This window comes from Patulibacter medicamentivorans (assembly GCF_000240225.1).
Classification (GTDB): domain Bacteria; phylum Actinomycetota; class Thermoleophilia; order Solirubrobacterales; family Solirubrobacteraceae; genus Patulibacter; species Patulibacter medicamentivorans.
This window is the reverse complement of record NZ_AGUD01000003.1, coordinates 1-13,817: the sequence shown is the minus strand read 5'-3', so window position 1 is coordinate 13,817 and position 13,817 is coordinate 1. Positions and strand designations below refer to the sequence as shown.

Here is a 13,817-nt window from a genome sequence, read left to right as displayed (position 1 = left end):
GGTTGCCGGCGTGCTCGAGACCCTGGCCCGGATCGCGACGGCCGCCGGGGTCTTCGTCGGCACCAACGTCGACGACCTGATCGTGCTGACGGTGCTGTTCCTCGCGGCCCGGGCGCACGGCCGGCCGACCGCGGCGCAGATCTGGGCCGGCCAGTACGCCGGCGTCGGCCTGCTGGTCGCGGTCTCGGCGATCGCCGCGCTCGGCCTGGTGGTGGTGCCGGACGACCGGGTCGGGCTGCTCGGGCTGGTGCCGCTGGCGCTCGGGCTGGTCGGCCTCCGGTCCGCGATCCGCTCGTGGGGCGACGCGGAGCCACCCGCCCCCGCCGTCGCCACGGGGTTCGCGTCGGTCGCCGCCGTCACGCTCGCCAACGGCGCCGACAACATCTCGGTCTACACGCCGATGCTCCGCTCGATCGACCTCGGCGCGAGCCTGATCTCGATCGCCGTCTTCGCCGTCCTCGTCGGCGCCTGGTGCGCGCTCGGATCGTGGCTCGGATCGCACCGGCCGATCGTCGCGCTGCTCCAGCGCCACGGCCACTGGCTGGTGCCCGTCGTCTTCGTCGCGATCGGCGTGGTCATCCTGCTGGAGTCCGGGGCGCTCGGACGGCTCTAGCGGCACCGGTAGGCGGCGTCGATCGCTACGAGCTGACGCTGTCGGCGCCGGTCGCCTGCAGCGGCTGATCGTCGATCGCGCGTCCGCCGACGTCCGCCGACGCGGCGGCCGGGAAGACCCGAACCGGCTCGCGCAGGACGACGTGGACGACGTCTCCGACGCCCGGCAGCTGGGTCCCGGGCGCGCGGGCCAGCAGGACGTGGTCCCCGACCCGGACCTCGATGTCCGCGGCGTGGCCGTGGAAGCGGACCGCCAGCACCGTTCCCTCGATCCCCGATCCCGGCTCGACGAGGTCGACGTGCTCGGGGCGGACCAGGACCGTCCCCGGGCCGTCCGCCTGGCGGCCCGCGATCCGGTGCGAGCCCATGGCCGAGACGGCGCGGCCGCCGCGGACCTCGGCCGGCAGCAGGACGGTCGCTCCGAGGAACCCCGCCACCGTCCGCGACGCCGGCGCCGCGTAGACCTCCTGCGGCGTGCCGTGCTGGATGATCCGGCCGGCGTCCATCACCGCGACGTGATCGGCCAGCGAGAGCGCCTCGTCCTGGTCGTGCGTCACCAGCAGCCCGGTCGCGCCGGTCGTGTGCAGGACGCCGGCGACCGCGCGACCGGTGTCCTCGCGCAGGCGCGCGTCGAGCGACGCGAACGGCTCGTCGAGCAGGACCAGCGACGGCTTCGGGGCGAGCGCGCGCGCCAGCGCGACGCGCTGCTGCTGGCCGCCCGACAGCTCGTCGGGGCGGCGGTCGGCGAAGGTCGCCGGCAGGCCGACCAGCTCGAGCAGCTCGGCGACCCGCGCGCGGCCCGTCCGCGCCCGCCGCTCGCGGCGCGGCAGCCCGAAGGCGACGTTCGCGGCCACGGTCTGGTGCGGGAACAGCGCTCCCTCCTGCGGCACGTAGCCGACGCGGCGCTGCTCGGGGCGCACATGGCGCTCCGGCGACGCGACCAGCGCCGACGCGATCCGGACGCTGCCGGCGTCGGCGCGCAGGAAGCCGGCGACGATCCGCAGCAGCGTCGTCTTGCCGCAGCCCGACGGGCCGAGGATCGCGGTCAGCGTGCCCTCGGCGATCTCCAGGTCGACGCCGTCGAGCGCGGTCGTCGCGCCGAAGCGGCGGCGGACGCCGTGGACCTCGAGCGTGCTCACGTGGCGGTCGCTCCCCCGGTCCGCCGCGTCAGCAGCAGGGTCGCCGGGATCGAGACGACGACCATCAGCGCCGCGTAGGGCGCCGCGGCGCCGTAGGCGACGCTGGTGGTCGCGCTCCAGAACTTCGTCGCCAGCGTCGCGGTCCCGATCGGCGACAGCAGCAGGGTCGCGGTCAGCTCGGTGACGACGGCCAGGAAGACCAGCGCCGCGCCCGCGCCGAGCCCGGGCGCGATCAGCGGCAGCGTGACCCGCCGGATCCGCGCGACGGGGCCAGCGCCGAGCGCGGCCGCCACGTCGTCGAGCACCGGCGGCGCCTGCGCCAGCGCCGCCCGCTGCGAGACCATCGCCCGCGGCAGGAACAGGATCACGTAGGCGGCCACCAGCATCGCCGTCGTCTGGTAGAGCGGCGTCGCCCAGCGGATCGTGACGGTCACCAGCGCCAGCGCCACGACGATCCCCGGCAGCGCGCTGCCGAAGTAGGTGCTGCGCTCGATCATCGTGCTCCAGCGTCCCGGCCGGCGGACGCTGAGCCAGGCGATCGGCAGCGCGACGACCGTCGCGGTGGCGGCCGCGAGCGCCGCGAGCAGGGCCGTGGTGCCGGCGGCGGAGACCAGGTCGCCGACCGGGAACGCCGTCGACGAGCCGACGACGAGCCAGCGGACGATGCTGCCGAGCGGGACGCCGAGCGCCAGCACGACCAGCGCGACGACGGCCCCGAGCACCGGCAGCGTGGCGCGGCCCAGCTGCACGCGCTCGGGATCGCGGCGGGCGCCCGACCCGACCCGGGCGTAGCGCCGGTGCCCGCGCGCTCGCAGCTCGATCGTCAGCAGCAGCAGGCAGCCGACCGCGAGCACGGTCGCCAGGCCCGACGCGGCCGGTCCGCTGAAGGTCGACTTGTACTGGTCGTAGATCGCCGTCGTGAAGGTCGGGAAGCGGAGCATCTGCAGCGCGCCGAACTCGGCCAGCAGGTGCAGCCCGACGAGCAGGCAGCCACCGAGCAGGGCGGGGCGCAGCTGCGGGAGCACCACGCGGGCGAAGACCCGGACCGGGCCGTGGCCGAGCGAGCGAGCGACGTCCTCCAGCGCGGGATCGAGGCCGCGCAGCGAGGCCGCCACCGGAAGGTAGACGAACGGGAAGTACGAGAGCGTGACGATCAGCAGCGCCCCGTGGAAGCCCTCGGCCCAGGTCGCCAGCGACACCCAGCCGTAGCTGTTGACGAAGGCGGGAACCGCCAGCGGCGCGACCAGCAGCGGGTGCAGGATCCTCCGGCCCGGCAGGCTCGTGCGCTCGACCGCCCAGGCCGCGGCGGTCCCGATCACGCCGGCGGTCAGGATCGTCGCGACCGTCAGCCGGGCGGTGTTGCTCAGCAGCTCGCCGGTCCGCGGGCGCACCAGCAGCCGCCACAGCTCGTCGGCGCCGGTGCTGATCGCCGAGACGACGATGAAGCCGAGCGGGATCAGCGTCAGCGCGACCGTCGGGATCGCGAGCAGCACCAACGGGGACGGGCGGCGGCGGCGCGCCGCCCGTCCCCGCCGCCCAGCCAGGTCGAGGGACCAGGTGCTCAGAGGATCCCTGCGTCCTGCATCAGCTCGATCACCTTCTGGCTGTTGAGGTTCGTGACGTCGACCTTCGGCGCGTCGAGGCTCGTCAGCGGCGGCAGCGCCTTGTTCGCGGCGACGCCGTCGGCGAGCGTGTACTCGAGCGCGCTCGAGTCGGCCAGCACCCGCTGGCCGCTGCGGGAGCTGAGGAACCGCACCAGCTTCTGCGCGTTCGCCTGGTTCTTGCTCGACTTCAGGACGCCGGCGCCCGAGACGCTGGTGAAGGCCCCCGGGTCCTGGTTGCCGAAGAAGTGCAGCTTCGTGTCCTTGCTGTTGTCGCCCGCCTCGGCCTGGTCCTGGTACCAGTAGTAGTGGTAGATCACGCCGCCCTCGACCTTGCCGTCGGAGACCGCCTTCATCACGGTGCTGTTGCCGTCGAACGGCTCGGCGTTCGCCTTCAGGCCGGCGAGCCAGGCCTTCGTGGCGGCCTCGCCCTTCAGCGCCAGGACGGCCGAGACGATCGCCTGGAAGTCGGCACCGGTCGGCGAGTAGCCGAAGCGGCCCTTCCACTTCGGATCCGCGAGGTCGAGCAGGGACTTCGGCAGGTCGCCCCTCTTCAGCTTCGTCGTGTTGTAGACGAAGACGGTCGAGCGGGCCGCGAACCCGGTCCAGTTGCCGTTCGTCGGCGAGTACTGCGCGGGCACCTGGGCCAGCGTCGCGTCGTCGAGCTTGGCGAAGCGGCCCGCGCGGTCGACGAGCGTCATCCCCGGCGAGTTCTCCGTCGCGAAGACGTCGGCCGGCGAGGCGTCGCCCTCCTGCACGATCTGGTTGGCCATCTCCAGGTCATCGCCGTTGCGCATCTTCACCGTGATGCCCGTCTCCTTGGTGAACTGCGCCGTCATCAGCTTCATCAGATCCTCGTGCTGCGCGTTGTACAGCGTCACGGATCCGCCGTCGGACGAGGCCTTGCCGCTCGTCGAGGCACCCGAGGACGAGTCGTCGGAGCCGCAGGCGGCCAGCGGCAGGGCTAGCGCGGCGATCGCGGCGAGCGGGGTCAGACGGCGGAGGTTCAGCGACATGCGATCTCTCGGGTCGGAGGCATCAGCGCGGTTAGGGCGCGCGAACTAAGGGACGCCGAAGTAAACCGCACGCGCGGGAACCGAGCATGAGCGGCGCCACGGCGCTCGCGCGCCGCGGCCCGCGTCGACCCCACCGACGATCGGCCCCGCGGCGACGGTCCGTAGGCTGTCAGGCGTGAACTGGACGATCGACATCCCGGCGGACTCGCTGCCCGTCCTGCCGCCGCTGCCGCCCGCGCTGCGCGAGGCCCTCGACGAGGCGCTCGCGCGCCCAGCGCTCCAGCAGCCGTCGTGGCCCGACGCCGACTACACGGCGCGCGTGCGCGGGCTGCTCGAGGCCGTCCCGCCCGTCACCGTCACGGCCGAGGTCGATCGCCTGCAGGAGCGCCTGGGCGCGGTCGCTCGCGGCGAGGCGTTCCTGCTCCAGGGCGGCGACTGCGCCGAGACCTTCGTCGACAACACCGAGGCGCACCTGCGCGGCACGATCCGGACGCTGCTGCAGATGGCGGTCGTCCTGACCTACGGGACCTCGATGCCGGTCGTGAAGATCGCCCGGATCGCCGGCCAGTACGCGAAGCCGCGCAGCTCCGACGTCGACGCGCTCGGCCTGCCGTCGTACCGCGGCGACATGGTCAACGCGCTCGAGCCGACCCCCGAGGGCCGGCGACCGGACCCGGTCCGGATGCTGCGCGCCTACGCCAACGCCTCGGCCGCGATGAACCTGACCCGGGCGATCACCGGCGCCGGCTACTCCGACCTGCACCACGTCCACGAGTGGAACATGGACTTCGTCGCCGAGTCGCGCGCCGGCGAGCGCTACGAGCGGGTGGCCAACGAGATCGACCGCAGCCTGCGCTTCATGGACGCTTGCGGGGTCGACGACAGCTCGCTCAAGAGCACCGAGCTGTACGCCAGCCACGAGCTGCTCGTGCTCGACTACGAGCGCGCGCTGCTGCGACTGGAGGGCGACCGGCTGTACAACCTCTCCGCCCACCAGCAGTGGATCGGCGAGCGGACCCGCCAGATCGACGGCGCCCACGTCGCGCTGGCGGCGCTGACGGCCAACCCGACCGGCGTCAAGCTCGGCCCGAAGACCACGCCGGACGACGCGCTCGCGCTGGTCCGGGCGCTCGACCCCGACAAGGTCGACGGCCGGGTCACGCTGGTCTCGCGGATGGGCAACGGCAACGTCCGCGAGACGCTGCCGTCGATCGTCGAGGCGGTCCGCGACTCCGGCCACGTCGTGGTCTGGCAGTGCGACCCGATGCACGGCAACACCGAGGAGTCGCCGAGCGGCCACAAGACCCGCCACTTCGATCGCGTCGTCGACGAGGTCAAGGGCTTCTTCGAGGTCCACCACGCGCTCGGCACCCACCCCGGCGGCATCCACGTCGAGCACACCGGCGAGGACGTCACCGAGTGCCTCGGCGGCGCCCAGGAGATCTCCCACGACCAGCTCGGCTCGCGCTACGAGACCGCCTGCGACCCGCGGCTGAACACCCAGCAGTCGCTGGAGCTGTCGTTCCTCGTGGCCGAGATGCTCCAGCCGCGCGGTTGACGGCCGCTCAGCCCAGCCAGGCGGCGAGCTCGTCGAGCGCGTCCGGCAGCACGTAGTAGTAGGCCCAGAGCCCGCGGCGCTCGCTGTCGACGATGCCGGCGTCGCGGAGCTTCTTGAGGTGGTGCGAGAGCGTCGACTGCGAGACGTCGAACAGCGGCTCCAGCTCGTAGACGCAGACCTTGCCCGCGTGCTTGCGCAGCACGTCCACCACCTGCAGCCGGATCGGATCGCCGATCGCCTTGGCGACCTCAGCCATCCGCAGCGCCCGCTCGCGGTCGACGTCGGGGTAGACGACCGGCTCGCAGCAGGGCTCGCCGGGCGCCCGCTTCGTCTTCGGGGTCAGCTCCAGGTCGACGGCCATGGGGGCACGCTAGCACCGATGGCCATCGATCAGATCGAGAGCTGCCGATCCAGTGCTAGCGGGGCGGCGGCCGACTCCAGATCGATCGTCTTCAATCTATATCCATCGATTGAAGTGATGGGTGTCGATTGTTAGGATCCTCGCCCGTGAGCACCCCCGACACCGCCCCCGTGCTGCAGCGCCTGTCGACCCTCGACCGCTTCCTGCCGCTCTGGATCGTGCTGGCGATGGCGATCGGGCTGGGCCTCGGGACCGCCGTCGACGGACTCGACGACGCGCTCGACTCGCTGTCGGTCGGCACGGTCTCGCTGCCGATCGCGCTCGGCCTGCTGCTGATGATGTACCCGGTCCTGGCCAAGGTCCGCTACGACCGGATGGCGACGATGAACACCCCGGAGACGCGCCGGATGCTGGTCGCGTCGCTGGTCCTCAACTGGCTGATCGGGCCGGCGCTGATGTTCGCCCTGGCCTGGCTGCTGCTGGCCGATCAGCCCGAGTTCCGGACCGGCCTGATCATCGTCGGCCTGGCCCGCTGCATCGCGATGGTGCTGATCTGGAGCGACCTCTCGTGCGCCGACCGCGAGGCGACCGCGCTGATGGTCGCGATCAACTCCGTCTTCCAGATCGTCGCCTACAGCCTGCTCGGCTGGTTCTACCTGACCGCCCTGCCGGACCTGCTGGGACTCGACACCGAGGGCTTCTCGATCGGGATCTGGGAGGTCGCCCGGACCGTCCTGGTGTTCCTGGGGATCCCGCTGGCCGCCGGCGCCCTGACCCGCGTGATCGGCGTCCGCCGCCGCGGCGAGCAGTGGTACGAGCAGCGGTTCCTCCCGCGGATCGGGCCGCTGGCGCTCTACGGCCTGCTGTTCACGATCGCGATGCTGTTCGCGCTCCAGGGCGACCAGATCACCAGCCGGCCGCTCGACGTCGCCCGGATCGCGCTGCCGCTGCTGGCCTACTTCGGCCTGATGTTCGCCGCCGGGTTCCTGATCGGCCGCCGGATCGGCGTCGGCTACGCCCGCACCGCCTCGCTGGCGTTCACCGCCGCGGGCAACAACTTCGAGCTGGCGATCGCCGTCGCGATCGGGGTCTTCGGCGCCACCTCGGGCCAGGCCCTGGCCGGCGTCGTCGGACCGCTGATCGAGGTCCCGGTGCTCGTCGCGCTGGTCTACGTCGCGCTCTGGATCCGGCGCCGCTGGTACCCCGCCGAGGACGCCGCCGGCCGCCGCCCGCCGGCCCGGCCCGTCGCCGACGGCACCTGATCCGCCACGCCCGACCGAGCCCCGAACCCGCCGAGGTCCCCGATGAGCAACGTCCTCTTCGTCTGCCTGCAGAACGCCGGCCGCTCCCAGATCAGCGAGGCGCTCTTCACCCGCCACGCCGGCCCCGGGCACCAGGCCCGCTCGGCCGGGACCACCCCGGCCGAGCACCTGCACCCCGAGGTCCTGACCGCGATGGCCGAGCTGGGGATCGACCTCTCCGATCGGGTCCCGCAGAAGCTGACCCGCGAGCTGGCGGAGTGGGCCGACGTCGTCGTCACGATGGGCTGCGGCGACGAGTGCCCGTTCGTGCCCGGCGTCCGCTACCTCGACTGGGAGCTCGAGGATCCCGCCGGCCGCTCGCTCGACGACGTGCGCGCGACCCGCGACGAGATCGACCGCCGGGTCCGGCGGCTGCTCGACGAGCTGGCCTAGGCCGCCGCGGCGCCGAAGCCGTGCGGCCCGCGCAGCGCCTCGAGCGCGGGGCCGTGGATCCCGCGCTTGATCGCGTGCAGCGTGCCCGCCTGCTTGCCGGCGCGCGCGGCGGCGATCCCGACCGCCCGCTCGAGCAGCTCGTCGGCCGGGGCGACGGCGTCGGCGATCCCGGCGGCGACCGCCTCCGGACCGGTGTAGCGGCGGCCGGTGGTCATCGCGTCGTGGGCGGTGCGGCGCGGCAGCCGCGCCAGCAGCAGCGCGCTCATCCCGGGCGTGAACGGCAGGCCCAGGTCGACCTCGGGCACGCAGAAGTAGCCGCGGTCCTCGCGCATCACGACCACGTCGTGCGCGGTCGCGAGCATCGCCCCGGCCGCGAACGCATGCCCCTGGACCGCGGCGACGGTCGGGATCCCGGCCTCGAGGACCCGCGCGAACAGCTCGTGGACCCGCGTCAGGAACGCCGGCACCTGGTCCTGCGCGCCGGCCATCCACTCCAGGTCGAGGCCGTTGGACCAGAACTTCCCGGTCGCCGCCGTGACCAACGCGCGCGGCGCCGGAGCGGCCGTCGCCTCGGCCAGGGCGTCCTCGACGCCCGCGACCCAGTCGGGCGCGAAGCGGTTCTCCCCCTCCCCGAGGTCGAGCACGAACACGTCACCGTCGCGGCGCAGCTGTGGCATGCCGCGACGATATCAGAGCGCTTGTTCTAGAACGGTCGTGCGATATGGTCGTGGCGATGGCCCGCCCTCGCCTCCACGACCTCGACGCGCTGCTCGACGCCGCCGAGGAGCTGCTGGCCGAGGGCGGCGAGCCGGCCCTCACGATCCGCGCGATCGCCGAGCGCGCCGGAGCCCCCAGCGGATCGCTCTACCACGCGTTCGGCTCGCGGGCCGAGGTCCTGGGCCGGATGTGGCTGCGGGCCGCCCGCCGCTTCCTCGTCGTCCAGCGGGCGGCGATCGACGAGCACCTGAGCGGGGATGCCCCCGGCTGGGAAGCGGCCGTCGAGGCGACCGTCGCCGCCGCGGCCGCGCTCGACCTGCTGCGCCGCGACGCGCCCGCCAGCGCGCGGGTGCTGATCGAGCACCGGCGCGAGGCGCTGATCGCGGACGGGCTCTCGGAGCCGCTGACCGCGGAGCTGCTCGACCTCGACCGCGAGCTGCTCGACGTCCTCCGCCGGCTGGCGGCGGCGCTCTGGGGCCGCGGCGACCGCGAGGCGATCGAGACCGTCGCGGTCTGCGTCGTCGACCTGCCGTCGAGCCTGCTCGACGGACGTCGCGAGCGCCGCATCGATCCCCTGCGCGCGCTGCGGGCGGCGGTCGTCGGCGTGCTCGGGGAGCTGCCGGGGCCGACGACGCGGGGCTGAGCACCGACCCGGGCGCCCTGCCTAGGGCGCCCCGGGATCGGCCAGCACCAGCCGCCCGTCCGGCAGCCGGTAGACCGTGCCGACCGCCTCGCCGCGGCCGCGGGCCCGCTGCTGGTCGCTCGGCGTCGTCAGGGTCCGCTCGCCGCTGCGGGTCGGGCTCGCCGCCCGCCGATCGGTCCGCGCGTCGGTCGCGAGGCCCAGGCCCGCGACCAGGAACGCGACCGCCAGGACGATGCCGACGTCGAACAGGTTGACGAGGCCATCGAGCGGATCGCCGACGTCGTCGCCGAGGCCGCCGTGACGGCCGAGCCCGGTGCGGCTCACGCGGCCCGCTCCACGACCGGGGCGACGGTCGTCGGCGGCGCGGCACCCGCGGTCTCCACCGCCCGCTCGAGGGCGGCCAGGTCCTCGGTCGCCCGCCGGGTGCGAGCCAGCGTCAGTGCGAACGCGACCGTGCCGACGAGCAGCCCGACGACGGTCGCGGCGAACGCCGTTCTCAGGTCGGCGGCCAGGCCCGCGATGTCGCCGCGCCCGAGCGCCGCGAGGCCCGGGGCCAGCGGGATCAGCGTGCCCATCAGCCCGACCGCCGGCCCGGCGCGCACCAGCATCCGGGTGCGGTCGAGGCGCCGCTGGACCGCCAGCTCGTAGTCGGCCAGCGCCTGCTCGACGGCGTCGCGATTGCCGGTCCCGACCGCGTCGGAGATCGCGCCCAGGGCCGCTCCGGCGATCGCGGTCGGGGCCAGCCGGGCCAGTTCGCGCCCCTGTCGCGGGTCGGCCAGCGCCCGGCCGGCCAGCTCGAGCAGCCGCGGGGCACCGGGTCGCAGCCGCCGCCAGCCCTCGGCGGCCGCGCGACCCAGCTCGAACGCCAGGAGCAGCAGCAGGAGCAGCGCCGCGACCTGGACAGGCACCGCCAGCGCCGACGAGATCCCCGACAGCGCGTCGCCGATCCGGTCGGCGGCCAATGGCGGGCTCATCGCAGCCCTCCCGGCGTCCGCGGATCGACGCCGGCGGGGACGAAGCGGCCGTCGAGCCGATCGCGCGAGCGCCGCAGCGCGGTCACGAACGCCGGCCCGAAGACGAACGCGAAGACGGCGTTGCCGGCCGCGTGCAGCAGGTTGAAGGGCGCGCTCGTGGCCAGGATCGCCAGCAGCGTCCCACGCTCCGGAACGGCCGTCGCGGTGAGCCAGGTCGACAGGTCCATCACGAGGCCGAACAGCAGTCCGGCGAGCGCGCCGGCGAGGGCCAGCGACCAGCGGCCGGTCGCCAGGTGCCCGAAGCGGGCGACCAGCGCCCCGAGCAGTCCAACCGCGCCCCAGGCCGCCATCTGCCAGGGCGTCCAGGGGCCCTGGCCGAAGACGAAGTTCGACGTCAGGGCCGCGACGGCGCCGACGGCGAACCCGGGCGCGCCGCCCAGGACGAAGCCGGACAGCAGCACGATGTCGGTGGTCGGCTTGACGTTCGGCAGCGGCGCGAAGGCGATCCGGCCGAGCGCGGCCAGCGCGGCCAGCGTCGCGACCAGGGCCACGACCCGCGCCGTCGGCCGGCCGCGCTCGTACCAGGCCAGCCCCGCCGCGACGGCGACCAGGACCAGCCCGAGCGCCGGCAGCGCCCAGGTCACGCGCCGGCCTCGATCGGGTCGCGGTCGCGCAGCAGCGCGGCGCCCTGCTCGGGGGTCAGGATCCCGGGCCGTCCGACGATCCGCGCGGTCTGGGTGCCGAAGTACCAGCCGCCGGAGAGCATCGACCCGGCCGGGCCGTCGGCGATCAGCCGCCCGTCGGCCAGCAGCAGCACGCGCTCGGCCAGCTCGGCGGCGAACTCGACGTCGTGCGTGGCCACGAGCACCGCCGTCCCCTCCGACGCCAGCCGGTCGAGCTGCGTCAGGAGCGCCCGGCGGGCCGCGGCATCCATCCCCCGCGTCGGCTCGTCGAGCGCGATCAGGGCCGGCCGATCGCCGCCGCCGAGGACGACGCCGAGGGCCAGGCGCTGCCGCTGCCCGCCGGACAGGTCGAGCGGATGGCGGTCGGCGAGGTCCGCCATCCCGACCAGTTCCAGGGCCTCGGGCGAGGTCTCGTCGCCGACCCGGTCGTGCAGCAGGTAGTCCCGCGGGCGCTGGGTCAGGAGACCGACGCGACCGGTCGTCGCGACCCGCCCGCGGGAGGCGGCATCGAGGCCGGCCAGGACCCGCAGCAGCGTCGACTTGCCGGCCCCGTTGCGTCCCATCAGGGCGACCCGCTCGCCGGCCCGCAGCTCCAGGTCGATCCCGCGCAGGGCAGCCGGTCCGGCCGCCGGCTCGCGCCAGAGGCCGCGAACGGCGACCGCGGGCGGCGGGTTCCCGGCGGAGCCGCGGCGCCGCCACCGCGGAGCCCGGGCCGGGGTCGCGCTGCGATCGCCGTTGCCGTCGTGGCGGTGCTCGGCGCTCTGCCCGGCGTTCCCCAGGGTCCGGCGCGCGTCGCGCACGCCGACCGGCAGCGGGCGCAGACCGGCGCCCGCGAACAGCCGCGCGGCCGGCGGCAGCAGGCCCGGCTCGGCGTCTGCGGCCCACTCCAGGAACTCGTCCGGGGTCGCGTCGCAGGCCAGTCGGCCGTGCCGCAGCGCGATCACCCGGTCGGCGTGGTGCAGGCAGCGGTCGAGCCGATGCTCGGCCAGGACGACCGCGGTCCCGTGCTCCTCGTTCAGCCGCCGCAGCAGCCAGACCAGCTCGTCGCCGGCGACGGGATCGAGCTGGGCGGTCGGCTCGTCCAGCAGCAGCAGGCCGACGCCGGGCGCGAGCGCCGCCGCCAGGGCGACCCGCTGCAGCTCGCCTCCGGACAGCTCGTGCGTGGCGCGGTCCAGCAGCCGCTCGATCCCGAGCGCGAGCGCGACCTCCTCGACGCCGCGGGCGACCTCGACGGCGTCGCCGCCGCGCAGCTCCAGCGGCAGCGCCAGCTCCGCGCGGACGCTGTTCAGCACGACCTGCGTCTCCGGGTCCTGGAGCACCGTCCCGCAGACCGCCGCCAGCGCCGCCGGCCCCTCCCGCCGCGTGTCGCGGCCGAAGACCCGGACGTGGCCGGCCAGCGTGCCGCCGAGGGTGTGGGGCGCCAGGCCGCAGGCGGCGTGCAGCAGCGTCGACTTGCCCGATCCCGAATCCCCGGCGAGGACGACCAGCTGGCCCGGATCGATCCGCAGCGAGACGCCGTCGAGGGCGAGCCCGCCGCCCGGGTGGGCGTAGGAGACCGCCTCCAGCTCCAGCGCGGGGCTCACGATCGCCCCCGGCGGGCCAGCAGCGGGGCGCCGATCAGCAGCGGCAGCGCGAGCGACAGCCCGACCGTGGCGGCGTCGATCGGGATCGACAGCCGCGGGGTCGTGCCGACCGCCGCCACCTGGGTCAGCAGCCCGTGGCCGCCAGCGGCCCGCGACGCCACGATCGCGGCGGCCAGCGCCACCAGCGCCAGCGAGGCCGCTGCGACGGCGCGATCGTGACGCGACCACGGATGCCGGTCGCGGACCGCGCGGCCGCCGAGGCGATGGCCGCGCAGCTCGAGCGTCGTCGCCAGGTCGGTGGCGCGGTCGAGGACCGAGCCCGTGACCGACCGCAGCACCAGCAGCCGGGCCGCGCGGTCGGTCGCCGCGCCCGCGGTCCCCGGTGGGCGGCAGCGGCGGGCGTCGGCCATCCGCTGCCCGTCGCGGGCCAGGACCGGGACGATCCGCAGTGACAGGGCGGCCGTCAGCGCCGCCTGCGGCCACGAGCGCCGGGCCGCGCGCAGCAACCCGTCCGGATCGATCGCCCGCGCCAGCAGGACGCCGCAGAGCACGACGACCAGCAGCCGCAGACCGAGCAGCGCGCCGGCCGCCAGCGCCTCGGCCGTGACGTCGATCCGGCCGAGCCCCGGCAGGCTGCCAAGGCGGGCGACGACGGTCACGCCGTGGCGCGACGCGAGGCCGTTGACCAGGACGACGAGCAGCGCCATCGGCAGGCCGAGCAGCAGCGCCCGGCGCTGCGCCGCCAGGGCCCCGGTCGCTGCCCCGGCCGCCAGCACGCCGGCCAGCAGCCCCGCCAGGACCAGCGGGTGCGTCACGGTCAGGGTCAGGACGATCAGCGCCGCGCAGTATCCGGCCCCGATCGCCGGCCGTACGACGTGCAGGACGCTCGTGCCCGGGCGGTAGGTCATCGCGATCAGCAGGCCGCCGGCCGCGCGGCCGGCGCGCGCGCAGCGACCCGGCGCCGTGTCGGTCGGTGCGCCGGCCGCCGCGACCGTCCGCATCATCGCGTCCCCGCCGGCAGCGACAGCGGCCGGCCCACGTCGAAGGCGACCGCGAAATGCCCCGCCAGCGACCGCTCCCGCAGCTCCCGAGCGGCCCGCGCGGCGGCGGACGGGTCACGACCGGTGACGACCCACGTCGGCGGCTCGGTGCGTGCGCGCGTCGCCGCCACCAGGCCCCAGTCGCGCACCAGCGGCCGCGGGCGCGCGGCGCCGTCGAGCGGCCGCAGACCGGCGA

Annotated in this window: 16 protein-coding genes; 5 read left to right on the top strand and 11 right to left on the bottom strand. The window is 75.1% G+C overall.

The window, feature by feature from the left end; genetic code table 11:
* Positions 1 to 10 precede the first annotated feature (10 nt).
* Positions 11 to 613 carry a cadmium resistance transporter gene (locus PAI11_RS00110; protein WP_007569559.1) on the top strand — a complete coding sequence of 201 codons (603 nt, stop codon included), beginning with the start codon at positions 11 to 13 and terminating at the stop codon, positions 611 to 613.
* Between the two features lie 25 nt (positions 614 to 638).
* Here the strand turns inward: PAI11_RS00110 and PAI11_RS00105 are convergent, their stop codons facing one another.
* Genes PAI11_RS00105 through PAI11_RS00095 form a run of 3 tightly spaced genes read right to left on the bottom strand, consistent with a single transcriptional unit; the run spans position 639 to position 4,368 of the window.
* Positions 639 to 1,751, bottom strand: a complete 1,113-nt coding sequence (locus PAI11_RS00105) for an ABC transporter ATP-binding protein (RefSeq protein WP_007569558.1) — start codon at positions 1,749 to 1,751, stop codon at positions 639 to 641.
* Positions 1,748 to 3,316 (bottom strand): ABC transporter permease, encoded by a 1,569-nt coding sequence (locus PAI11_RS00100; RefSeq protein WP_138974021.1) that lies wholly within the window; start codon positions 3,314 to 3,316, stop codon positions 1,748 to 1,750. Before PAI11_RS00100 ends, PAI11_RS00105 begins: the two co-directional genes overlap by 4 nt.
* Positions 3,313 to 4,368 carry an iron ABC transporter substrate-binding protein gene (locus tag PAI11_RS00095; RefSeq protein ID WP_007569551.1) on the bottom strand — a complete coding sequence of 352 codons (1,056 nt, stop codon included), beginning with the start codon at positions 4,366 to 4,368 and terminating at the stop codon, positions 3,313 to 3,315. The genes PAI11_RS00100 and PAI11_RS00095 overlap by 4 nt, the downstream gene beginning before the upstream one ends.
* A 175-nt stretch (positions 4,369 to 4,543) precedes the next feature.
* Here PAI11_RS00095 and PAI11_RS00090 point away from each other — a divergent pair, with 175 nt between their 5' ends.
* Positions 4,544 to 5,926, top strand: a complete 1,383-nt coding sequence (locus PAI11_RS00090; RefSeq protein ID WP_007569549.1) for a class II 3-deoxy-7-phosphoheptulonate synthase — start codon at positions 4,544 to 4,546, stop codon at positions 5,924 to 5,926.
* Positions 5,927 to 5,933: 7 nt separating this feature from the next.
* Here PAI11_RS00090 and PAI11_RS00085 read toward each other — a convergent pair whose 3' ends face one another.
* Positions 5,934 to 6,287, bottom strand: a complete 354-nt coding sequence (locus tag PAI11_RS00085; protein WP_007569547.1) for an ArsR/SmtB family transcription factor — start codon at positions 6,285 to 6,287, stop codon at positions 5,934 to 5,936.
* A gap of 146 nt (positions 6,288 to 6,433) precedes the next feature.
* Here PAI11_RS00085 and arsB point away from each other — a divergent pair, with 146 nt between their 5' ends.
* On the top strand, positions 6,434 to 7,549 hold the full coding sequence (arsB, locus tag PAI11_RS00080) for an ACR3 family arsenite efflux transporter (protein ID WP_007569545.1): 1,116 nt from the start codon (positions 6,434 to 6,436) through the stop codon (positions 7,547 to 7,549).
* 42 nt (positions 7,550 to 7,591) lie between these two features.
* A complete protein-coding gene (locus tag PAI11_RS00075; protein ID WP_007569543.1) occupies positions 7,592 to 7,981 on the top strand; it encodes an arsenate-mycothiol transferase ArsC in 390 nt (129 codons plus the stop codon).
* Here the strand turns inward: PAI11_RS00075 and PAI11_RS00070 are convergent.
* Positions 7,978 to 8,658, bottom strand: coding sequence for an enoyl-CoA hydratase/isomerase family protein (locus tag PAI11_RS00070; protein WP_007569541.1), 681 nt, complete (start codon positions 8,656 to 8,658; stop codon positions 7,978 to 7,980). The two genes, PAI11_RS00075 and PAI11_RS00070, sit on opposite strands and share 4 nt — an antisense overlap.
* A gap of 56 nt (positions 8,659 to 8,714) precedes the next feature.
* Here PAI11_RS00070 and PAI11_RS00065 point away from each other — a divergent pair, with 56 nt between their 5' ends.
* Positions 8,715 to 9,341 (top strand): TetR/AcrR family transcriptional regulator, encoded by a 627-nt coding sequence (locus tag PAI11_RS00065; RefSeq protein ID WP_040597381.1) that lies wholly within the window; start codon positions 8,715 to 8,717, stop codon positions 9,339 to 9,341.
* A 21-nt stretch (positions 9,342 to 9,362) separates the two neighbouring features.
* Here PAI11_RS00065 and PAI11_RS00060 read toward each other — a convergent pair whose 3' ends face one another.
* From PAI11_RS00060 to PAI11_RS26645, 6 genes are all read right to left on the bottom strand, one after another.
* On the bottom strand, positions 9,363 to 9,665 hold the full coding sequence (locus PAI11_RS00060) for a DUF2149 domain-containing protein (protein WP_007569537.1): 303 nt from the start codon (positions 9,663 to 9,665) through the stop codon (positions 9,363 to 9,365).
* Positions 9,662 to 10,315: a MotA/TolQ/ExbB proton channel family protein gene (locus PAI11_RS00055; RefSeq protein WP_040597354.1), complete on the bottom strand. Its 654-nt coding sequence runs from the start codon at positions 10,313 to 10,315 to the stop codon at positions 9,662 to 9,664. The genes PAI11_RS00060 and PAI11_RS00055 overlap by 4 nt, the downstream gene beginning before the upstream one ends.
* A complete protein-coding gene (locus PAI11_RS00050; protein WP_007569533.1) occupies positions 10,312 to 10,959 on the bottom strand; it encodes an ECF transporter S component family protein in 648 nt (215 codons plus the stop codon). The genes PAI11_RS00055 and PAI11_RS00050 overlap by 4 nt, the downstream gene beginning before the upstream one ends.
* The gene (locus PAI11_RS00045) at positions 10,956 to 12,581 is read right to left on the bottom strand and encodes an ABC transporter ATP-binding protein (RefSeq protein ID WP_007569531.1); all 1,626 of its coding nucleotides are present in this window, start codon (positions 12,579 to 12,581) and stop codon (positions 10,956 to 10,958) included. The genes PAI11_RS00050 and PAI11_RS00045 overlap by 4 nt, the downstream gene beginning before the upstream one ends.
* Positions 12,578 to 13,585, bottom strand: a complete 1,008-nt coding sequence (locus PAI11_RS00040) for a CbiQ family ECF transporter T component (RefSeq protein ID WP_081488166.1) — start codon at positions 13,583 to 13,585, stop codon at positions 12,578 to 12,580. Before PAI11_RS00040 ends, PAI11_RS00045 begins: the two co-directional genes overlap by 4 nt.
* Positions 13,582 to 13,817, bottom strand: a 236-nt coding sequence (locus PAI11_RS26645; RefSeq protein ID WP_040597352.1) for a hypothetical protein, incomplete at its 5' end; no start/stop codon positions are given. The genes PAI11_RS26645 and PAI11_RS00040, both read right to left, overlap by 4 nt.

Bases quoted from the DNA above. Each gene is read 5' to 3' on its own strand.
- PAI11_RS00095 (WP_007569551.1), bottom strand. From the start codon at position 4,368: ATGTCGCTGAACCTCCGCCGTCTGACCCCGCTCGCCGCGATCGCCGCG.
- PAI11_RS00065 (WP_040597381.1), top strand. From the start codon at position 8,715: ATGGCCCGCCCTCGCCTCCACGACCTCGACGCGCTGCTCGACGCCGCC.
- PAI11_RS00085 (WP_007569547.1), bottom strand. From the start codon at position 6,287: ATGGCCGTCGACCTGGAGCTGACCCCGAAGACGAAGCGGGCGCCCGGC.
- PAI11_RS00075 (WP_007569543.1), top strand. From the start codon at position 7,592: ATGAGCAACGTCCTCTTCGTCTGCCTGCAGAACGCCGGCCGCTCCCAG.
- PAI11_RS00055 (WP_040597354.1), bottom strand. From the start codon at position 10,315: ATGAGCCCGCCATTGGCCGCCGACCGGATCGGCGACGCGCTGTCGGGG.
- PAI11_RS00070 (WP_007569541.1), bottom strand. From the start codon at position 8,658: ATGCCACAGCTGCGCCGCGACGGTGACGTGTTCGTGCTCGACCTCGGG.
- PAI11_RS00040 (WP_081488166.1), bottom strand. From the start codon at position 13,585: ATGATGCGGACGGTCGCGGCGGCCGGCGCACCGACCGACACGGCGCCG.